Here is a 19505-nt window from a genome sequence, read left to right as displayed (position 1 = left end):
TCCCCGGCGGAGGCCGCCGGGTCGGAAGGGCGTTGAGAGGCCAAAACTTACGCCGCAGACCGGGAGGGTCAACGCTGATTCGACTCCCGATTCGCACTTAAATCGTTTGACTCCGCTAAGGGTCGATCCCGCCTAGGAAAATGACGGTTTCGCCACAATCGCAGCGGTTGATGACGACTGTCGCACTTGCAGCGAACACGCAAAACGGCGAGGGAGCTTGCGCGCCCTCGCCGTTGTAATCACTCATTTTTACTATGACGGGGCTGTGAAAACCCCTGTCGGGCGAAGCCCGCGTGACGCGCCTTAGGCGGCCGAAAGCTTCTTCAGCTGGGCGGCCAGACGGCTCACCTTGCGCGAGCCGGTGTTCTTGTGAACCACGCCTTTGGAGACGGCCCGCATCAGTTCGGACTGGGCCGTGATGAAGGCGGCCTTGGCGGCGTCGATGTCGCCGCCGGTCACCGCTTCCTGGAACTTGCGCAGATAGGTGCGCACGCGGGTGCGGCGGGCCTTGTTCACTTCGGTCCGCGCTTCGATCTTACGGATCGCCTTGCGGGCGCCGGGGTTGTTGGCCATCAGTCAAACCTTCGAACGAATAACGCCGCAGACACCCGTCCACGGCGCGGAAATCTCAAGAGGGCGGGCCTATAGCCGAAGGCGGCGCGAGGGTCAACGCGAGTCCGTTCGCGCAGGCGACAGGCGACGCCAAGACGGCTATGAACCCGCGCTCGCATCATCGGATCGCTGGACCCCCAATGCAAATCACCTTCGACGCCCAGGTCACCGCGGCCCTGTTCGACCGGCAGGGCGCGGTCTTCGCCCTGGGCGACGGAGCCGTGGTCTTCGTCGACGGCGAGCGGGCCGAGGCTCATGACGGGGCGGTGCTGTGCGCCTGCGTCCACCCCTCGGGCGATGGGGTGGTGACGGGCGGCGACGACGGGCGGCTGGTGTGGTCCAGGCGCGGCGAGTCGGCCGTGCTGGCCACGACCAAGGGCCAGTGGATCGACGCGGTGGATGCCGCGCCGGACACCGGGCTGATCGCCTTTTCCGCCGGTCGCACCCTGACGGTGCTGGACAGCGCCGATCCAGCCTTCCGTCGCGAGTTCCAACATGAGCGGACGGTCGCGGACCTTGCCTTCGATCCCAAGGGGCGGCGCATCGCCACGGCGACCTACAACGGCGCGGCCCTTTGGTTCGCGCGCATCGCCCAGCAAAAGCCCACCTTGCTGAAATGGGCAGGCTCGCACACGAGCGTCGCCTGGTCGCCGGACGGTGCCTTCCTGATCACCGCCATGCAGGACAACCAGCTCCACGGCTGGCGGCTGAAGGATCACAAGGACCTGCGCATGGGCGGCTATCCGTCCAAGGTGAAGTCGATCGGCTTTCTGTCCAAGGGCCAGCTGATGGCGACCTCGGGGGCGCAGGGGGCTGTGCTGTGGCCCTTCATCGGATCGAACGGGCCGATGGGCCGCGAAGCGACCGAAATCGGCTTCGACGACAACAGCCTGGTGACGCGCATCGCCAGCGTGACGGGGCAGGGGCGGCTGGCGGCCGGGCTGAACGACGGCCGGGTCTGGGTCGCGGATCCGGCCGGGCAGGGGCTGGACTTCATCAAGGCCGAGCGGGGCGCGGAGATCACGGCCCTGGCGCTAAGCCCGACCGCCGACCGCGTGGCCTGGGCCGACGAGGATGGAAACGCCGGCGTCGTCACTCTCGGCGCCTGACGCGCGCTTGCGTCCGCGCGCGGGATCGCGGACACCGGACGTCATGGGGGACGCCGCTGAAACGCCGAAACCGAAACGCCGCCGTCGGCCGCTGCTGACGCTGCTGGTCGTCTTGTGCCTGCTGCCGTTCATCGGCGTGGCCCTGCATCGGTTCGTGCCGCCGCCGCCGACGCTTCTGATGTGGCAGCAGGCGATCAAGGGCCAGGGGATGGACTACCGCTGGCGGTCGCTGAACGACATCTCGCCTAACCTGGTCTATTCGGCGATCGCGGCCGAGGACGCGCGCTTCTGCAGCCATCGCGGCTTCGACATGGCGGCGATACGCCAGGCGCTGGAGGCCAACGAGCGCGGCGGGCGGGTGCGCGGTGGCTCCACCATCAGCCAGCAGACGGCCAAGAACGTCTTCCTGTGGCCCGGTCGCGACTGGGTCAGGAAGGGGCTGGAGGCCGGCTACACCGTCCTGATCGAGACGGCCTGGAGCAAGCGCCGCATCCTGGAAGTCTATCTGAACGTCGCGGAGTTCGCGCCGGGCGTCTATGGCGCCGAGGCCGGCGCCCGCCACTGGTTCGGCAAGAGCGCCCGCGATCTGACGGCGTCGGAGGCGGCGCGCTTGGCGGCGATCCTGCCCAGCCCGCGGCGCTACCGGGCGGCCCAGCCGGGCCCTTATGTGCGCCGCCGCGCCGCCCGCGTGCAAGCCGCCGCGCGCGTGGTGCGCAATGAAGGTCTGGCCGCCTGCGTGATCCGGCGCGGCTGAGAACACGGCTAACGCGCCGCTAACTGTTCTTCTTGGCGCTTCCCTAACCGCGCGGGCTTCATTCTGGCCTATGGCGGAGAAGGTCCGTCGTACGCGGGATTCAGCAGGGCATGGGGACCGGACGCTCGATCGTTCAGCGCGCGCGCGCGTTCGCGGCGCGGCTGGCGGGACAGACACGCGGCAATGTGGCGATGATCTTCGCGCTGAGCGTGCCCGCTCTGCTGCTGATGACCATGGGCGGGGTGGACATCCATCGCGCCTCCACCGTGCGCATGAGTCTTCAGGACGCGCTGGACGCGGCCGCTCTGGCGGCGGCGCGTTCACCGTACAGCGATGCGGAGAACATCCAGCGCGTGGGCATGGTCGCCCTGCTGGCCAATATGGCGGCCTATCCGAAGGTCGCAGAGCCCAAGGCCACCTTCGTTCTGAATGCCGACAACATCGTGATCGCCGACGCACAGGTCGATATCGACACCGTCGTCGCCGGCCTGGTGCTGCCGCCTTATGGTCAGTTCTTCGACAAAACGCTGCAGGTCGGGGTGAAGTCCGAGGTCAACCGCTCGTCCAAGGATGTCGAGGTCGCGCTGGTGCTGGACATCACCGGCTCGATGGACGGCTCGCGCATCACGTCGCTCAAGGCGGCCGCCAAGGACCTTGTGGAAACCGTCGTTCAGGACCAGCAGTCGCCCTACTACTCGCGCATGTCGATCATCCCCTATTCGATGGGGGTGAACATGGGTTCCTACGCGGCCGGCGCGCGAGGCGCCCTGACCCAATCCGTCAATATCAGCAACGCGGTCTGGTCCAGCGGTTCCGGAAAGACCATCAGCGGGATCACTCAGGCCAATCCGGGCGTCGTGACGTCGAGCAAGCACGGCTTCTCGACCGGTGATTTCGTCTGGATCAACAACGTCAGCGGCATGACGCAGATCAACAATCGCGCCTTTCGCGTGGTGAAGATCGATAATGACAAGTTCTCGCTCGAGCACTGGTCCAGCAACCGGTGGAACACGCTGTCTACGTCCTCCAACTTCAGCAAATATTCTTCGAACGGAACCGTGACGAAATGCGTCCAGAGCGACTGCTCGGTCGTCATCACCGCCAACAACCACGGCCTCGCGACGAACGACGGCGTCTATATCGACAATGTGAACGGCATGACGGGCCTCAACAACAAGGGCTTCATCGTCACCACCCTCACCAGCAACACCTATTCGATCAATCAGAACGGCGCGGGCTGGGGGACCTATTCCTCCGGCGGGCGGTCGTGGTGTGGTCGGGACGGCTGTCAGTGGCGCGTGTTCCTGAACATGTCGAACGCCATCAAGGTTCTGCCGTCGTCAAGCTGCGTCAGCGAGCGAGTCGGGACGCACGCCTACACGGACGCATCGCCTTCCACCGCGCGGGTGGGGCGCAACTATCCGGCGGCCAAGGACTACACCAACTCCGTCAACCCCTGCCCGGAGGCGACAATCCGGCCCCTGAGCGCGAACAAGAACTCGCTGACGGACCTGATCGACAGCATGAAGATCGGCGGCTCCACGGCCGGACAGATCGGAGCGGCGTGGGGCTGGTATACGGTGTCGCCCAACTTCAACACGCTGTGGCCATCCAATCCGGCCGGCGAGTACAAGCCGCAGAACCTGCTGAAGGCGGTCATTCTCATGACCGACGGCGAGTTCAACACGCCGTATTTCGAGGGCGTAATCGCGCGAGACGCCGGGACGGGATCGGGCGCGAACTCCGATCACATCAATCAGAACTCCTCTAACGGTGACCCGTTTGCCCAGACGCTGAGACTGTGCAACGCCATGAAGGCGCGAGGCGTCATCGTCTACACCGTGGGCTTCCAGGTGGCGTCGGGCGGGAACGCGGCCAAGCTGATGCGCGATTGCGCGACCGGGCCGGCCTTCGCCTTCCTGCCGGCCAGCAATGCGGATCTGTCGGACGCCTTCCGCGCCATCGGGCGCGACATCACCCGGCTGCGCATCTCGCGCTAAGGCGGATCAGCAGGTCGGGCAGTTCATCGCCTGACCCTGCTCCAGCTGGACCGTGGCGTGGCCGATGCCGAAGCGGCCGGCAGCCGCGTGGGCTTCGGCCAGCAGCACGGCGGCGTCCGCGCGGTCGTGCACAAGGTGGACGGTGAGGGCGGTCTCGGTGGTCGACAGGCCCCAGACGTGCAGGTCGTGGACCGAAGTCACGCCGGGCAGGGCGGCCAGCGCCGCGCGCACGCCCGAGACGCTGACCCCGGTCGGCGCGGCGTCCAGCGCCAGACTGACCGAATCCTTCAGCAGCCCCCAGGTGCCGATCAGGATGACGGCCACGATGCCCAGGCTGACCAGGGGATCGACGATCGACCAGCCCGTGAACAGGATCAGGGCGCCGGCCGCCACCACGCCCAGCGAGACCGCCGCGTCGGCCATCATGTGCAGATAGGCCCCGCGCACGTTCAGGTCCTTGTGCTGATCCTTCAGAAACAGCAGGGCGGTGCCCAGATTGATCAGGAAGCCCACGCCCGCCACCGCCATGATGACCCCGGACGCGACCGGGGCCGGCTCGTTGAGACGGCGCACGGCCTCGAATGCGATGGCCCCGCAGGCGAAGATCAGCAGCAGCGCATTGCCCAGCGCCGCCAGCACCGTCGCCTTGCGGTAGCCATAGGTGCGCAGCTCCCCGGCGGCGCGGCGGGACAGCCAGGCTGCTCCGCCCGCCAGGGCCAACCCCAGCACGTCGGACAGATTGTGCCCCGCGTCCGCCATCAGCGCGGTCGAGCCCGTCCACAGCCCCGCCCCGAACTCGATGGCCACGAAGGCCAGGTTGATCGTCAGCGCGACCAGATAGCGCCAGTCGCCCGTGTCGGTCGGTCCGTGGTGGTGATGGCCATGCCCATGCCCATGCCCATGCCCATGCCCGTGCTCAGGGTGATCGTGCGCGTGGACGTGCGGGTGGTGATCGTGAGCCATGCGGCGACGTTAGTGTTGATGCGTCGCCACGAGAAGGCCGAGGATGATCAGGGCGACGCCCAGCACCGCGCCTTCGTACCGGGCCCAGCGTTCGACCTTCAGCATCGAGGCGCCGGCTCGCACCGCCAGGGTCAGCAGCACCATCCCCGCCAGGGTGCCCAGCAGGAAACACAGGGTCAGAAGGCCCAGCAGTGTCAGTCCCTCGTCCGCCGCCGACAGATAGATGGGCAGCAGCACCTCGCCCGGCGACAGGGCCATGATGGCGACCAGGCCCAGAAAGGCCGCGCGATCCGAAACGGCCGGCTCGGACAGTTCGCTCTGCGGTCCCGAGGCCAGTTGGGGCCGGCGCAGGCTGGACCGGGCCAGATAGAAGGCGCCGAACAGGAACAGCAACGCGGCCGAAAGATGCGGCAGCAGTCCGGCCACCCACTGGTTCAGCGCCAGCCCTGCCGCCACGATCAGCGAGCCGGCGACCGCGGTGGTGACGATATGGGCGAAGCCCGCCGCGACAACCGCAGCCAGCATCCTGCCCACGCCCCAGCGCTGGGCGCGCGCCACCAGCACGAACGGCAGCCAGTGGGTCGGCAGGGCCGCGTGCAGGAAGGCGGCTGTGAAGCCGCCGCCCAACAGGGTCAGGAAAAGGGGTTCGGCCAGGCCGGGGGTCGACATGGCCGGTCCTATAGTTTGTTACCTTGTAACGGTCGAGCGAGGCCGTCAGAAAATCTCGAACAAACCCGCCGCGCCCATGCCGCCGCCCACGCACATGGTGACGACGCCGTATTTGGCGCCGCGCCGCTTGCCCTCGATCAGGACATGGCCGGTCATCCGCGCGCCCGACATGCCGTAGGGGTGGCCGATCGAGATGGCGCCGCCCGACACGTTCAGCCGGTCATTGGGAATGCCCAGGGTGTCGCGGCAATAGAGCACCTGCACGGCGAAGGCCTCGTTCAGCTCCCAGATGCCGATGTCGTCCACGGTCAGGCCGTGGCGCTTCAGCAGCTTGGGCACCGCATAGACCGGGCCGATGCCCATTTCATCGGGCTCGCAGCCGGCGACGGCCATGCCGCGATAGGCGCCCAGCGGCTGCAGATTGCGCTTTACCGCCTCGCTGGCCTCCATGATCACGCAGGCCGAGGCCCCGTCCGACAGCTGGGACGCATTTCCGGCCGTGATGAACTCGCCCTGCTGGATTTCCTCGCCCGAACCGAACACGGGCTTCAGCGACTTCAAGCCTTCCAGCGTGGTGTCGGCGCGGTTGCCCTCGTCCTTGGACAGGGTGACTTCCTTCTTCGACGTCTCGCCGGTGGCCTTGTCCATCACCAGCATGATCGAGGTCATGGGTACGATCTCGGCGTCCAGCCGGCCCTCGGCCTGGGCCTGAGCCGTGCGCTGCTGGGACTGCAGGGCGTATTCGTCCTGGGCGTCGCGGCTGATGTTGTAGCGGCGGGCCACGACCTCGGCCGTCTCCAGCATCGACATATAGATGTGCGGCGACAGCTTCAGCAGGTCCTCGTCCTTGCCGCGGTACAGGTTCATGTGCTGGTTCTGGACCAGGGAGATGCTTTCCAGTCCGCCGCCGACGGCCATCTTCTGCTGATCGAAGATGACCTGTTTGGCCGCTGTGGCGATGCCCATCAGGCCCGAGGCGCACTGGCGGTCCAGACTCATGCCCGGAACCGAGGAGGGCAGGCCGGCGGCCAGGGCGATCTGGCGCGCGACATTGGTGCCGGTCGAACCCTGCTGCAGGGCCGCGCCCATGACCACGTCCTCGATCTCGGCCGGATCGACGCCCGCGCGGGCGACCGCATGCTTGACCGCGTGGGCGCCAAGCTGCTGCGCCTGGGTGTCGTTGAAGGCGCCGCGATAGGCGCGCCCGATCGGGGTGCGGGCGGTGGAGACGATGACGGCTTCGCGCATCTGCGATGCTCCTTTCGAGGCGCTAGGCTCGCGACGCGGTCGCTCGCGGCTTGAGCGCGGATGAACCGCTTTTAGGCGGGTGTCGTGGCGTCAACGCAAGAGGCGAGGCGGCCGCCTTAGCCCAGGGCCTTCTGCAGCTTGGTCAGTTCGATCATGCCCTGGGCGGCGCCCATGTCGGGCACGATCTCGCCGGTGCGGTCCGAGATGTCGGCGAAGGCCGCCTCGATCTGCTCGGCGGCATCGTCGCCGACGGCGCGCGTTCCCTGGGTCAGGGTGACATAGGCCCGCTCGAAGCCGCCGGCGCCGGCGGCCAGGATGCAGCGGCTGGGGGCGTTCTCGCTGACCAGATAGAGCAGACCGGGCGACACCAGTTCGGGCCCCAGATGCTCCAGCGGCAGCGCCGCGCCCAGATCCTCGGTCATGCGGGTGTGGGCTGTGGGCGCCAGGCAGTTGACCCGGATGTCATTCTTGGCGCCCTCGATCGACAGCGTCTGCATCAGGCCGACCAGGGCCATCTTGGCAGCCCCATAGTTGGACTGGCCGAAGTTTCCGTACAGGCCCGACGACGAGGTGGTCATGACGATCCGGCCATAGTTCTGCTGACGCATGATCTCCCACACCGCCTTGGTGCAGTTGACCGCCCCCATCAGGTGCACGTCCACGACGAAGCGGAAGTCCTCGATCTCCATCTTGGCGAAGGTCTTGTCGCGCAGGACGCCGGCGTTGTTCACCAGGATGTCGACCCGGCCCCACTTGGTCATGGCCTGGTCGACCATGGCCTGAACCGCGGCGAAGTCGGTGACGGAGGCGGCGTTGGCGATGACTTCGCCGCCGAGGGACTCGATCTCAGCCACGACAGCTTCGGCCGCTGTGGCGGAACCGCCCGAACCGTCGCGCGCGCCTCCCAGATCGTTGACCACCACCTTGGCGCCGCGTTTCGCCAGGGCCAGCGCGTGTTCTCGGCCAAGGCCGCCGCCGGCTCCTGTGACGATCGCCACTCGGCCCTCAAAGTTCATCGCCATTCGGTTCTCTCCTGTCAGCGCGCGGAAGCCTACTCATGCCCTATCGTTTCGCGAGGGCTCAATGTGTGGAGACGGCGCCACAGTTCACAGGATCATTGTCGTAAACGCGGGAACCAGTCGCGGCTGCCTCCGTTCGGCCACTCGAGAACGGCGCTTGTGCGTCGCCTATCGGACAATTTTTGAGCATGAGGATGGCTATGAAGCTGAAACTTCTGGCAGGTGTCGCAACGGCGGGGCTGCTTGCGGCCGGCGCCGCTTCGGCGGAGCCGAACGGCTGGTACGGCGCGATCGACGCTGGCTGGCACACGATCGAACCGGTCAATCTGGAATCGTCCACCACGGGCGTGAAGTGGAACTGGGAGATCAATGACGGCTGGGCGGCGTTCGCGCGTCTTGGCTATCGTTTCAACCCGAACTGGCGCGTCGAACTCGAAGGCGGCTACCGCTCGGGCGACATCGGCACCGTGCGCCGCGCCAACGACAATCCGCCGTCGGGGCTCTGCAACCTGACGCCGGCGTCGGGTCCGTGCCATTCGCCCGAGGGCGACATCGAAGCCACCACCCTGATGGCTAATGTCATCTACGACTTCGGCACCGAGTTCTGGGGCCTGCGTCCGTTCGTGGGTCTGGGGGCCGGCGTCAATCGCGTCAGCACCGACACCGTCGGCCGCGTGCGTCAGCCGACGCCTGGCGGAGCGACCATCTCCGCAGACGACAACTCCACCAAATTCGCCGCCCAGGCGATCGCCGGCGTCGCCTTCGCCGTGGGCGAGCGCACCAACATCGACCTGACCTATCGCTATCTGACGGGCGATATGGAGTTCGACACCTTCTCGACCGGTGCGAGCCTCGGCACGTTCAACGGCGACTACGACCAGTCGCACACGGTGACCCTGGGTCTGCGCTACGCGTTCGGCGCCGACGCTCCGCCGCCGCCGCCGCCTCCGCCCCCGCCGCCCCCGCCGCCGCCGCCCCCGCCGCCTCCTCCCCCGCCGCCGCCGCCGCCGCCTGCGCCGGTCCAGGCGCGTGAGTTCGTGGTGTACTTCGACTGGGATCGCTCGGACCTGACGGCCGAAGCCCGCTCGATCATCACGCAAGCGGCCAACCACGCCAAGTCGGGCACCCCGACCCGCATCCTGGTCGTCGGTCACACCGACTCCTCGGGTTCGGCGGCCTACAACCTGGGTCTGTCCAACCGTCGCGCCCGCACCGTGGCCGACGCCCTGGTCGCCCAAGGCGTCAACGGCGGCGTGATCTCGCTGGACGGCCGCGGTGAAACGCAGCTGGCCCGCCCGACCGCCGACGGCGTGCGCGAGCCGCTCAACCGTCGCGCCACCATCAACATCAACTTCTAAGTCGAAAGGCCGGCCGGGCTCCAAGTCCGGCCGGCCGACCAGACCGAGAGCGCGGGGAAACGCGTCCGCACCGCGCGGGCGCATTTCTTCCTACGGTGCGCGCTTGCGGTTATTACGATTGATCCTGACCGCTGGGGGGCGACAAGGAGCGGATGACGATGCTGCGCCAGATTGTGAGTGAGCGCTTATCATCGGTTGCCGTCGATGATGTGCGGAGATAGTCGCATGGCGGATGTGCTCGATGACACCGCAGGCCAGGCAAAGCGTCTTTCAGAATCGGCGGTCAGGGCGCAATTGCGTCTTCCGCGTCTGCCGCAGGGCGACGTGGCCGATAGTCTGCAAGGCCGGCGATTTCTGATCGTAACCGCGCCCTTCGGCCGCTTCGGCCGCTCGTTGGCGGATGTCCTGAGCGAGCGCGGCGCCGTCGTCTCGCGGATGATGTTCAACGCCGGCGACCTGGCCTTCTGGCGGCGACCCAACGGCATAAGATTCACGGATGGCGTCGAACAATGGCCGGCTCTGTTCGAGGCCCTGGCCGATGAGTTCACCGACATAATCGTTTTCGGCGAGAGCGGCCCGTACAATCAGGCCGTCCTTTCCATCGCCGACGGCTTGAAAGCCAAGGTGTGGGTTCTCGAAAACGGATACTTCCGGCCGGACTGGATCACGCTCGAGCGGAACGGCGTCAACGCATCCAGTCAGTTGCCACGCCACAGGTCAGGGTACGCAGCGCCGGCGCCCGAGACCCTGGTCGTTCGCCCCGTAGGGCGCATACTGCCTCACCACATCATCAACATCAGCCTGTATCATGCCTGCCAGCTACCCGGTCGGCTGATGTTCCCCAAGTACAGCTATCCCTACACCCAGTCCGCCTGGCTGCAGTTCCTCGGCCATGTGAGGCGCTATGTGAGCCTCGCCTTCCAATCCAAGGCGGCCTGCGAGGTCGAGGCGATCGCCGCCAAGGGCCCGTTTTTCCTTGCGTGTCTGCAGCGCGAAGGAGACGCCCAGCTGCTGCGGTATTCGCAGTATGCTGACAACACCGCCTTCCTGGCTGAGGTGATGAGCAGCTTCGCCCGACAGGCCCCTGCGGACGCGCGGCTGGTGGTCAAAAACCATCCGCTGGATCCGGGGCTGGTCAACCTACGTCATATCACACGCTGCCTGGCCGTAGAGCGCGGGCTGGCGGACCGGGTCGATTTCATCGACGGGGGAAATCTGGCGCAACTGTGCCGCGCCTCTCAGGGCATGGTGGTCAACAACTCCTCGGCCGCCTTGTCTGCCCTGGGGTTTCACACGCCCGTCAAGGTTTTGGGCGAGGCCTTCTTCGACTTCGAAGGTCTTACCGATCAACAGCCGCTGGACGCCTTCTGGGGCGCGCCACAGGGGCCGGACGTCGAGCTCTTCGTCCGGTTCCGCGCCCATGTAATCGCGCGCAGTCAGGTGAACGGCAACTACCATGAACCCCGCGCAATGGGCGCTACGGCTCGAGGCGTGGCCGACTTCATCGAAATCTACAGCTGATCCAGGGTGTGGCGCTGGAGCCACCCTCGGCCGCTGTCATGAGTCTGTCATCAAACTGTCGCCCGACCTTTGGTTCGCGAGCCTAAACGCCCCCCATCGATGACAGGAATCGCGCTCGGACCAGGCCGAGCGTCTTTCCCCAGGGGATAAAGACAATGTTCAACCGCAATTTCGCCTGTGGCGCTTCCGCCTTGGCGATCCTCATGGCGACCTCCAGCGTCGCCATCGCCCAGGAAACGACCGGCGGCATCCGCGGTCGGATCACGGACGGCAGCGGCGCCGGGGTCGCCGGGTCGGTCACGATCACTCACGAACCCACGGGCACCACGGTCACCACCGTCTCGGACGCGTCGGGCTTCTACAGCGCGCGCGGCCTGCGCGCGGGCGGTCCCTATACGGTGACGGTCAGCAGCGCGGCGGGCGCCGGCGGGCTTCAGCTGGGCAGCATCGGCGTGGGCGATCCGGTGGCCGGCAACATCGTGGTCGGCGAACAGGCGGCTGAACTGGACGCCATTGTCGTCACCGGGACGCGTCAGCGCTTCTCCAACGACTTCGGCTATGGCAGCTCGTCGAACTACGGCGCCGACGCCATCGCGGCCGCCGCTTCGATCAGCCGTGACCCCAAGGATATCGCGCGCCTCGATCCGTTCGTCACGATCGACCCCTCGAACGACGACGCCCTGGGCTTCGCCGGCGTCGGCACGCGTCTGAACCAGTTCACCGTCGACGGCATCCGCCAGAACGACGAGTTCGGTCTGAACGGCAACGGCTATCCGACCCAGCGCTCGCCCATCTCGCTTGACGCCATCGAGGCCATCAACGTCTCGGTCGCGCCGTTCAGCGTGATCAACAACGGCTTCATCGGCGGTTCGGTCAACGCCGTGACCCGCTCGGGCACCAACAGCTTCACCGGCTCGGCCTTCTACGAGAAGTCCAACGACAGCCTGCTGGGCGATCGCTATTGGGGCTACGGCCCGCGTGGCGCCGGCTTCCGCGCCCGTCAGAACTACAACCGCGTGTTCGACGAGCAGACCTGGGGCGCGACCCTCGGCGGTCCGATCATCCGCGACACCCTGTTCTTCTTCCTGTCGTACGAGAAGTTCGAATCCGAGTTCTCGCTCAACGAGGGCCCGGTCGACGCCGGCTTCGCCAACCCGATCCCGCGCATCACCACCGACGCCGTCGACACCTTCCGCGCCGCCACCCAGTCGCGTTACGGCTATGATCCGGGCTCGTTCGTCTCGCTGGCCCCGCCGGTTCAGGACGAGAAGTACCTGGCCAAGATCGACTGGAACATCAATCAGGACCACCGCCTGGCCCTGACCTTCCAGGAAACCCGCGGTGAATCCTTCAACGGTTCGACCTCGTCGGCCTTCATCAACGGCGGCTCGACCAGCCAGCCGCGCCTGGCGCTGGAATCCAGCCAGTATCTGAAGGACGAGCGCCTCACGACCTGGAACGCCCAGCTGAACTCGCGCTGGACGGACGCCTTCTCGACCGAGCTGCGCGTCGGCTACAAGGAAACCGAAACCACCCAGCTGCCGGTTGGCGGTCTGTCGGTTGGTCAGGTGACGGTCGGCGTTTCGGACCTCGCCGGCGTCGAGCCCGGCTCGGGCACGCCGCAGATCCAGTTCGGTGCGGACAACTTCCGCCACGACAACTACCTGTACAGCGAAGTCAGCAACGCCGAGCTGATCGGCCGTTACAGCTGGGGTTCGCACGACTTCATGGCGGGCATCCGTCTGGAGACGCGCGACTTCACCAACGTCTTCGTGTCCCAGTCGCTGGGCCAGTGGACCTTCGCCAGCTACGCCGACTTCCTGGCCGGCAACGCCTCCGGCCTGGTCATCCGCGGCGCCGTTGATCCCAACGGCGGCACGGTGCCGGCCACCTTCGGCACGGCGCGCGATGGCGCGGTCGAGTTCGGCTATGACGTCAACTCGATCTACGCTGAAGACACCTGGCAGGTGTCCGACAACCTGCGCGTCAACTTCGGCCTGCGCTACGACTGGTTCAGCATGGACGATCGTCCGACGCTGAACACGAACTTCCGCACTCGCCAGGGCTTCGACAATACGTCCAACCTCGACGGCCGCGACCTGATCATGCCGCGCCTGGGCTTCAACTGGACTCCGGGTGACTGGACCGTGTCGGGCGGCATCGGCCGCTTCTCGGCCATCGGCACCAACGTTCAGATCGGCAACCCCTTCGGCAACGACGGCCAGCGCATCACGAACGCTGTCTGCACCGGCCCGATCACCGGGGTGACCGACCTCAGCGTCGTTCCGGCCGGCGCCAACTGCACCTTCACGCCCGGCAACGGCAGCGTGGTGGCTCTGGATCCCGACTTCGAGATCCCCAGCGCCTGGAAGTACAACCTGACGGTCGGCCGCAGCTTCTACCTGCCGCTGATCGAGGACTTCCGCCTGCAGGCCGATGTGATCCACAACGAGTTCGAGAACGCGCTGTACTATACGGATCTGCTGCCGACGGTGGCGGGCACGGCGCCTGACGGTCGCCCGGTCTATACGCGTCCGGCCGGCCCGGTGGTCTTCGACCTGCTGTTGTCCAACCTCAAGAAGGGCGGATCGTCCACCTCGGGCGCCATCACGGCTCAGAAGCGCTGGAACGAAGGCCTGTTCGAAGGCCTCGATGTCCGCACCAGCTACACCTACACCGAAGCTCAAGACGGCAACCCGCTGACCAGCTCGCAGCCGGACTCGTCGTTCGTGCGCTTCGCTTCGGCCGACCACAACAATCCGGTCCTGGCGACCTCGGATTTCGAGATCCGTCACAAGTTCTCGGTCAACGCCAACTGGACCCGCGCGTTGTTCGGCGACAACGAGACCTCGATCAACGTGTTCGCTCAGCGTCGCTCGGGCCTGCCGTTCTCGTACGTCTATCACAACAGCCGGACGGGCAACTTCGACAACGACTTCGGCAACGCGGTGCCGCAGTCCTACTCGGGCGCTCTGGGCACCTCTAACCAGCTGTTCTACGTGCCGCAGACCGACGCCAGCGGTGTCGTGACCGCGACCAGCGATCCGCGCATCGTTTACGCGTCGGGCTTCAACCTGGCGGACTTCAACGCCTTCCTGAACAACACCGGCCTGATGAAGTACGCCGGTTCGATCGCGCCGCGGAACGCCTTCCGCACCGGCGCCGTGACCACCTTCGACGTTCGTCTGTCGCAGGAGATCTCGGTCCCGTATGTTCCGACCGGCAAGGTCAAGCTGTACATGGACATCGAGAATATCGGCAATCTGATCAACGAGCGCTGGGGCGTGACGGAACAGTATCCGTTCTATCGCGGCGTCGGCACGGTGGTCCTGCAATGCCGAAACGCGGCCAATACGGCGAACGCCTCGTGCGCCGCGCCGGGCGCCGTGTACCAGTACTCGACGCTGCAGAACGCCGGCGCCACCGGCGACCTGGCCGGCGAGGCTCGTCGTCCGAACGCTCAGCTGCCGGCCTCGACCTGGCAGATCAAGTTCGGCGCCCGTCTGTCCTTCTAAAACCGACGCAGCGAAACGATCAGGGGCGGTCCTTCGGGACCGCCCCTTTTTCGTTGCGTTGAAGTTCAAGCCGGCAGGCCCTATCTGGCCTCGTTCCGCCGCAGGCCGGCGTGACTGGAGTTGAAGCCGCCATGACCCGTCCCGTCCCCGCCGAATGGGCTCCGCACCGCGCCATGTGGGTCGGCTGGCCCAGCCATGCGGAGCTGTGGGAGGACAATCTCGGACCGGCCCAGGCCGAGGTCGAGGCGCTGGTGCGCGCGCTGGCCGGTCCCGGTCGCGAGCAGGTGCGGCTGATGGTCGGCAAGGACGAGGCCGTGGCCGACGCCCAGGCGCGGTTCGCTGGGCTGGACGGCGTCGAGGTCATGCCCGGCCGGTTCGGCGACATCTGGCTGCGTGACACCGGGCCGATCTTCGGCGAGGGCTCTCGCGAGGCCCAGGCGTTCCGCTTCAACGGCTGGGGCGGCAAGTACGAGCTCGAGCATGACGACACTGTCGCCGCCCAGATCGGCGACCACGCCGGCGTTTCGCCGACGCGCCACGACTTCATCCTGGAGGGCGGGGCGCTGGATCATGACGGCGCCGGGACCATCCTGACCACGCGCCAGTGCCTGCTTAACCCCAACCGCAACGCGGGCTGGACCGAGGCGAAGGCGGAAGACGCGCTGACCGATGCGCTGGGCGCGGCCAAGGTGCTGTGGCTGGGCGACGGTCTGCTGAACGATCACACCGACGGCCACGTCGATAACCTGGCGCGCTTCGTGGCGCCCGGGGTCGTCGCCTGTCCGGTGGCGTGGGGCCGAAACGATCCGAACGACGAGGTCTATGACGCCGTCGCCCGCGACCTGGCCGCCATGACCGACGCCAACGGCGCGCCGATCAAGGTGCTGCGCGTCCCCTCGCCGGGCTTCGTCGGCGACGAGGACGAGCGCCCTGTGCCCGCCAGCCACATGAACTTCCTGATCGCCAACGGCGCGGTCATCGTGCCGACCTATGGCGACGAGACCGCCGCCCGCTTCGCCTGCGAGGCCCTCGCGACCGTCTTCACCGATCGCGAGATCATCGCTCTGCCGTCCCTGGCGATCCTTTCCGGCGGCGGCTCGTTCCACTGCATCTCTCAGCAGGAGCCGGAATGAGTGGCGAGTGGCGAGTGGCGAGTGGCGAGGTCCGCCATTATCGCGACCTCCTCGTTTGGCAAAAAGCGATCACTTGGGTGGAGCGGGTTTATGCGATCACGCGAGAGTGGCCGCCTGAGGAAAAGTATGGGCTGACCAGCCAGGTTCGACGGTCGGCGATTTCTGTCCCGTCGAATGTCGCTGAAGGCTGTGCGCGCCGCAGTTCGGGAGACTTCGTTCGGTTCCTATCGATCGCTCGAGGCTCTCTTGCCGAGGCGGAGACGCAACTGATCATCGCGGAACGACTTGGCTATGTTGAGCAGGCCGAACTCGCCTCCCTGCTGGAAAACGCCGACGAAATCAGCCGCATGTTGGCTGGCCTCATCAACAAGCTGGAGATGCGCAAGTCATGACCTCGCTCGCCACTCGCCACTCGTCACTCGCCACTCCAAGAACGATCTCCGTCGCCGCCTTGCAGACCTCGTATGGCGAGGATCTGCAGGCCAATATCGACAAGACCATCGACCTGATCCGCCAGGCGGCGGCCAAGGGCGCGCAGGTGATCCTGCCGTCCGAGCTGTTCCAGGGGCCGTACTTCTGCGTCAGCCAGGAGGAGAAGTGGTTCGCCCACGCCCATGAATGGCGCGAGCACCCGTGCGTGACCCAGCTGGCGCCGGTCGCCAAGGAGCTGGGCGTTGCCATTCCGGTGTCGATCTTCGAGCGGGCCGGGCCGCAGTACTACAATTCACTGGTCATGCTGGACGCGGACGGCGAGGCGCTGGGTGTCTATCGCAAGAGCCACATCCCCGACGGTCCCGGCTATCAGGAGAAGTACTATTTCCGGCCGGGCGACACGGGCTTCCGCGTCTGGAACACCCGCTTCGGCAAGGTCGGCGTCGGCATCTGCTGGGACCAGTGGTACCCCGAAACCGCGCGCGCCATGATGCTGATGGGCGCCGAGGTGCTGATGTATCCGACCGCCATCGGCACCGAGCCGCACGACGACAGCCTGGACACGGCCGCGCCCTGGCGGCGCGCCATGCAGGGCCATGCGGTGTCCAACGTCGTGCCCGTCGTCGGCGCCAACCGCATCGGCCACGAACAGGTCACCGAGGCGGGCCAGATTTTCTACGGCCACTCCTTCATCGCCGATCACCGCGGCGACCTGGTCGAGAGCCTGGATCGGGAGGAGGGGGTGCTGACGCACACCTTCGACCTGGACTTCCTGGATCGTCACCGCGCGGCCTGGGGCTTCTTCCGCGACCGCCGCACCGATCTCTACGGCGCGTTGAGGCCCGATCCGATCACCGTCGGCTGACGGTGTTGCCGGCGACGACATTGCCCGCAGCGTTGTCGCCGTCGTCGGCGCTGGAGCCGAAGGGCCAGCCGGCGTCGTCGCCGCAATAGCGCCGATTGCCTTCGCGCGATCCGACCACCACGGCGCGCGGGACCAGCCAGGCGGCGCGGGTGAAGGTGTTGCCGGTGATGCGGTTGTCCGACGGCGTCTGATGCCGGATCACGCCGTCCTCGCCGCAGTTGCGATACAGGAAGACCCCGCCCATCCGGTTCAGGGCGATGCGGTTGTCCATGATCCGGTTGCGGGCCGAGCCGTCGACCGCGATGACCTCTCGGCCGGTGCGCAGGTCGAAGCTGCTGTCGCGGATGGTGTTGTCCGCGCTCTCGGCGTCCAGATAGACGGCCGTCGAGACCGAGCGGCCGGTGAAGCGGCTGTCGCTGACCGTCACGCGCGTGACGCCCGGCCCGACATACAGCGGAATGGAGCCGGTTCCGGCGAAGGTGACGCGGCTCAGGGCGATGTCGGTCGGCGCGGCGGCCTGGGCGCGCGCGGTGTGGTCGGGCCGGCGAGACGCGGCGTGCAGGCTGACCATGCTCTCGCCCGCCCCCATGCCCCAGATGCGCACCGCGCCGTGAACGGTGCAGTCGGTCAGGGCGACGCCGCGCGGACGGCTGAAGCGCCCGTCGCCCAGATCACGCGACCAGATGGCGACGGTGGGCGAACGCGTGGTCACGGCCTGGCCCGGCCGGCCGATCGATCCGCCGCCGCAGTCCAGAAGGGCGCCCGACGCTTCCGCCCCTTCGATGCGGACAGGGCGTACGACCGATCGACCGCCAAGCCGGGCCCGGCACCGCAAGGCGAAGGGTTGGTCGGTGGCCGCCGTTAGGGCGTCTATCTCCTGTGCCGAGCAATCGCGCGTCCCGGGCGGCGCCTGAGCGGCCAGGACCAGCCCGATCGCGATCCCGATCAAGGCTGGGGAAGCGGCACGGCGAGGGTTGCAGCCTCGGCCGCGCAGCCCGGATTGGTCAGGCCCGTGGCGCGGACCATGGCCAGTTCGGCGCGCGCGGCGGCCAGATCCTGCGCGAAGGCCGGGGTGGCGGCTGCGGCCGCGAAGACCGCCTTGCCGATCGCCTTGCCCGCTTCGACGTCCGACGGATAGTGCATGGCGCAGACCTGCCGGCTTATCGCGATCTCGTCGCCCGTCCGGCGCGCCGCATCGCTACGGTCCGGGTCCAGGGCGGCGAAGGCCTCCCCATAGGCTGCTCCCACCGCCGCGGTGCCGGACGGATAGGATGGGCTGTTTCGCCCCGCGTCCGTGATGCGCTGACAGGATTGGCGATCCTGATCGTCAGCCACCGGGCGCGGCCGCGCCGCGCGCGCCTTGACCGCCTCGGCGACATGATCGGCGTCCTGAAAGAGGCGTGCGAGCATCCGTTCGAGCGCGGGGGTCTGCTGCCCGCCCATGCGAACGCCCAGGGCGCAGTCGAAATGCGGAGCGGCCAAGTCGGGGCGAACCTCGGCATGGGCGGTGGCGAGCAGCCACCGATCGCCGCCCAGCAAGGGCCGGAGAGCCGCCGATGCGGCGCGATCTGCAAGATCGACATCCGATCCCGGGGAAGGGGGCGGAGGGATCGAGCGGGCGAGCTCGGTCAAGAGGTCTGCGCCGACGTAGCCTTCATTGGACGCCGACTGCAGGCCAGGAACCTCCGTCACGGCGGCGGGCGTTCCGGCGCAGGCTGTCAGCCCCAGCAGGGTCGCCAGAAGGAGCCCCGCAGCCCTAATCACCGACCCGCGCTCCACGTCAGCTGAACCGAGGTGACGCCGTTCTCGCCTGGGCCTGCGACGACCTGAACCGTCGCGCCTGCTTCGCCCACTGCGCCATAGGCGCGGGTTTCGCCCTGATTCAGCGCGGTCTGCGACGTCAGGCCCGCGCTCTCGGCGCGCTGGCGATAGAAGTCGATCACCGCCTCGGGCGATGCATCGGTGGTGAACGCCGTCATGCCGCCTGGCCCGGAGGCGCCGTCCGCGGAGACCAGTGGCTGGCTGACGTCCGCGCCGGGGTAGAGTTCGGCGAAGGCCGGAAGCGCCTCCTCGGAGCCCGAGGCGGCGTCTACGGGGACGTCGGTCGGGGGCGCGCTCGCCTCAGCCGCTCCGGCGCCCGGCGCTGCGGCGTCGGCGCCCCGTGCCGGCTCCCCGTCGCAAGCCGCGAGCGTTACAGAGCCTATGACGACGAGCGCCGCGGCGAGACGAGCCATTCTGCGTATCTCCAAGTGATTGTTCTCAGTTTCGTCCAGGCTTTTGGCAGGGACAAGGCGATAGTTCCGGGCG

Annotated in this window: 17 protein-coding genes; 9 read left to right on the top strand and 8 right to left on the bottom strand. The window is 67.2% G+C overall.

Annotated features, from left to right (window positions below; all coding sequences use genetic code 11):
• Nucleotides 1–303 precede the first annotated feature (303 nt).
• Complete coding sequence (gene rpsT / locus E4M01_RS14190) at nucleotides 304–573, bottom strand: 30S ribosomal protein S20 (RefSeq protein WP_135065900.1); 270 nt, start codon at nucleotides 571–573, stop codon at nucleotides 304–306.
• A gap of 179 nt (nucleotides 574–752) precedes the next feature.
• On the opposite strand from rpsT, the gene E4M01_RS14185 reads away from it, so the two are divergent.
• From E4M01_RS14185 to E4M01_RS14175, 3 genes are all read left to right on the top strand, one after another.
• Nucleotides 753–1721, top strand: a complete 969-nt coding sequence (locus E4M01_RS14185; protein WP_135065897.1) for a WD40 repeat domain-containing protein — start codon at nucleotides 753–755, stop codon at nucleotides 1719–1721.
• 43 nt (nucleotides 1722–1764) lie between these two features.
• Nucleotides 1765–2475, top strand: coding sequence for a monofunctional biosynthetic peptidoglycan transglycosylase (mtgA, locus tag E4M01_RS14180; protein WP_135065894.1), 711 nt, complete (start codon nucleotides 1765–1767; stop codon nucleotides 2473–2475).
• Nucleotides 2476–2585: 110 nt separating this feature from the next.
• A complete protein-coding gene (locus tag E4M01_RS14175; RefSeq protein WP_135065891.1) occupies nucleotides 2586–4475 on the top strand; it encodes a ubiquitin-activating E1 FCCH domain-containing protein in 1890 nt (629 codons plus the stop codon).
• A gap of 6 nt (nucleotides 4476–4481) precedes the next feature.
• On the opposite strand, the gene E4M01_RS14170 is transcribed toward E4M01_RS14175, so the two are convergent.
• From E4M01_RS14170 to E4M01_RS14155, 4 genes are all read right to left on the bottom strand, one after another.
• A complete protein-coding gene (locus E4M01_RS14170) occupies nucleotides 4482–5438 on the bottom strand; it encodes a cation diffusion facilitator family transporter (protein ID WP_135065888.1) in 957 nt (318 codons plus the stop codon).
• A gap of 9 nt (nucleotides 5439–5447) precedes the next feature.
• Nucleotides 5448–6107 (bottom strand): hypothetical protein, encoded by a 660-nt coding sequence (locus E4M01_RS14165; RefSeq protein WP_135065885.1) that lies wholly within the window; start codon nucleotides 6105–6107, stop codon nucleotides 5448–5450.
• A 45-nt stretch (nucleotides 6108–6152) separates the two neighbouring features.
• Entirely contained in the window at nucleotides 6153–7355 is a 1203-nt protein-coding gene (locus tag E4M01_RS14160; RefSeq protein WP_135065882.1) for an acetyl-CoA C-acyltransferase, read from the bottom strand.
• A 116-nt stretch (nucleotides 7356–7471) separates the two neighbouring features.
• Nucleotides 7472–8371 carry an SDR family NAD(P)-dependent oxidoreductase gene (locus tag E4M01_RS14155; protein ID WP_371682926.1) on the bottom strand — a complete coding sequence of 300 codons (900 nt, stop codon included), beginning with the start codon at nucleotides 8369–8371 and terminating at the stop codon, nucleotides 7472–7474.
• A gap of 203 nt (nucleotides 8372–8574) precedes the next feature.
• Between E4M01_RS14155 and E4M01_RS14150 the strand changes: the two genes are divergently transcribed.
• The 6 genes from E4M01_RS14150 to aguB all read left to right on the top strand — a co-directional run bounded on the left by E4M01_RS14150 (nucleotide 8575) and on the right by aguB (nucleotide 17198).
• The gene (locus tag E4M01_RS14150; protein WP_135280334.1) at nucleotides 8575–9732 is read left to right on the top strand and encodes an outer membrane beta-barrel protein; all 1158 of its coding nucleotides are present in this window, start codon (nucleotides 8575–8577) and stop codon (nucleotides 9730–9732) included.
• 294 nt (nucleotides 9733–10026) lie between these two features.
• Nucleotides 10027–11253: a capsular biosynthesis protein gene (locus tag E4M01_RS14145; RefSeq protein ID WP_245158311.1), complete on the top strand. Its 1227-nt coding sequence runs from the start codon at nucleotides 10027–10029 to the stop codon at nucleotides 11251–11253.
• A 155-nt stretch (nucleotides 11254–11408) separates the two neighbouring features.
• Nucleotides 11409–14768 carry a TonB-dependent receptor gene (locus E4M01_RS14140; RefSeq protein ID WP_135065831.1) on the top strand — a complete coding sequence of 1120 codons (3360 nt, stop codon included), beginning with the start codon at nucleotides 11409–11411 and terminating at the stop codon, nucleotides 14766–14768.
• A 131-nt stretch (nucleotides 14769–14899) separates the two neighbouring features.
• Entirely contained in the window at nucleotides 14900–15901 is a 1002-nt protein-coding gene (locus tag E4M01_RS14135) for an agmatine deiminase family protein (protein WP_135065828.1), read from the top strand.
• The gene (locus E4M01_RS14130; RefSeq protein ID WP_135065825.1) at nucleotides 15898–16293 is read left to right on the top strand and encodes a four helix bundle protein; all 396 of its coding nucleotides are present in this window, start codon (nucleotides 15898–15900) and stop codon (nucleotides 16291–16293) included. Before E4M01_RS14135 ends, E4M01_RS14130 begins: the two co-directional genes overlap by 4 nt.
• Nucleotides 16290–17198, top strand: coding sequence for an N-carbamoylputrescine amidase (gene aguB, locus E4M01_RS14125; protein WP_135065822.1), 909 nt, complete (start codon nucleotides 16290–16292; stop codon nucleotides 17196–17198). The genes E4M01_RS14130 and aguB overlap by 4 nt, the downstream gene beginning before the upstream one ends.
• Here aguB and E4M01_RS14120 read toward each other — a convergent pair.
• Genes E4M01_RS14120 through E4M01_RS14110 form a run of 3 tightly spaced genes read right to left on the bottom strand, consistent with a single transcriptional unit; the run spans nucleotide 17185 to nucleotide 19432 of the window.
• Nucleotides 17185–18147 carry a right-handed parallel beta-helix repeat-containing protein gene (locus E4M01_RS14120; protein WP_245158310.1) on the bottom strand — a complete coding sequence of 321 codons (963 nt, stop codon included), beginning with the start codon at nucleotides 18145–18147 and terminating at the stop codon, nucleotides 17185–17187. The genes aguB and E4M01_RS14120 overlap by 14 nt on opposite strands.
• Nucleotides 18144–18962, bottom strand: a complete 819-nt coding sequence (locus E4M01_RS14115) for a phosphatase PAP2 family protein (protein ID WP_245158309.1) — start codon at nucleotides 18960–18962, stop codon at nucleotides 18144–18146. The genes E4M01_RS14120 and E4M01_RS14115 overlap by 4 nt, the downstream gene beginning before the upstream one ends.
• On the bottom strand, nucleotides 18959–19432 hold the full coding sequence (locus E4M01_RS14110) for a hypothetical protein (RefSeq protein WP_135065819.1): 474 nt from the start codon (nucleotides 19430–19432) through the stop codon (nucleotides 18959–18961). Before E4M01_RS14110 ends, E4M01_RS14115 begins: the two co-directional genes overlap by 4 nt.
• Nucleotides 19433–19505 lie beyond the last annotated feature (73 nt).

Origin of the sequence: Brevundimonas sp. MF30-B (assembly GCF_004683885.1) — a bacterium.
GTDB lineage: Bacteria > Pseudomonadota > Alphaproteobacteria > Caulobacterales > Caulobacteraceae > Brevundimonas.
The sequence above is the reverse complement of the archived record's forward strand: the minus strand, read 5'-3'. Positions and strand labels throughout refer to the sequence as shown.

What these genes read in the sequence shown, in the direction of transcription:
- E4M01_RS14185 (WP_135065897.1), top strand. Translation starts at nt 753, where the DNA reads ATGCAAATCACCTTCGACGCCCAGGTCACCGCGGCCCTGTTCGACCGG.
- rpsT (WP_135065900.1), bottom strand. Translation starts at nt 573, where the DNA reads ATGGCCAACAACCCCGGCGCCCGCAAGGCGATCCGTAAGATCGAAGCG.
- E4M01_RS14110 (WP_135065819.1), bottom strand. Translation starts at nt 19,432, where the DNA reads ATGGCTCGTCTCGCCGCGGCGCTCGTCGTCATAGGCTCTGTAACGCTC.
- E4M01_RS14160 (WP_135065882.1), bottom strand. Translation starts at nt 7,355, where the DNA reads ATGCGCGAAGCCGTCATCGTCTCCACCGCCCGCACCCCGATCGGGCGC.
- mtgA (WP_135065894.1), top strand. Translation starts at nt 1,765, where the DNA reads ATGGGGGACGCCGCTGAAACGCCGAAACCGAAACGCCGCCGTCGGCCG.
- E4M01_RS14130 (WP_135065825.1), top strand. Translation starts at nt 15,898, where the DNA reads ATGAGTGGCGAGTGGCGAGTGGCGAGTGGCGAGGTCCGCCATTATCGC.
- E4M01_RS14165 (WP_135065885.1), bottom strand. Translation starts at nt 6,107, where the DNA reads ATGTCGACCCCCGGCCTGGCCGAACCCCTTTTCCTGACCCTGTTGGGC.
- E4M01_RS14155 (WP_371682926.1), bottom strand. Translation starts at nt 8,371, where the DNA reads ATGAACTTTGAGGGCCGAGTGGCGATCGTCACAGGAGCCGGCGGCGGC.
- E4M01_RS14135 (WP_135065828.1), top strand. Translation starts at nt 14,900, where the DNA reads ATGACCCGTCCCGTCCCCGCCGAATGGGCTCCGCACCGCGCCATGTGG.
- E4M01_RS14140 (WP_135065831.1), top strand. Translation starts at nt 11,409, where the DNA reads ATGTTCAACCGCAATTTCGCCTGTGGCGCTTCCGCCTTGGCGATCCTC.
- E4M01_RS14170 (WP_135065888.1), bottom strand. Translation starts at nt 5,438, where the DNA reads ATGGCTCACGATCACCACCCGCACGTCCACGCGCACGATCACCCTGAG.
- E4M01_RS14175 (WP_135065891.1), top strand. Translation starts at nt 2,586, where the DNA reads ATGGGGACCGGACGCTCGATCGTTCAGCGCGCGCGCGCGTTCGCGGCG.
- E4M01_RS14150 (WP_135280334.1), top strand. Translation starts at nt 8,575, where the DNA reads ATGAAGCTGAAACTTCTGGCAGGTGTCGCAACGGCGGGGCTGCTTGCG.
- aguB (WP_135065822.1), top strand. Translation starts at nt 16,290, where the DNA reads ATGACCTCGCTCGCCACTCGCCACTCGTCACTCGCCACTCCAAGAACG.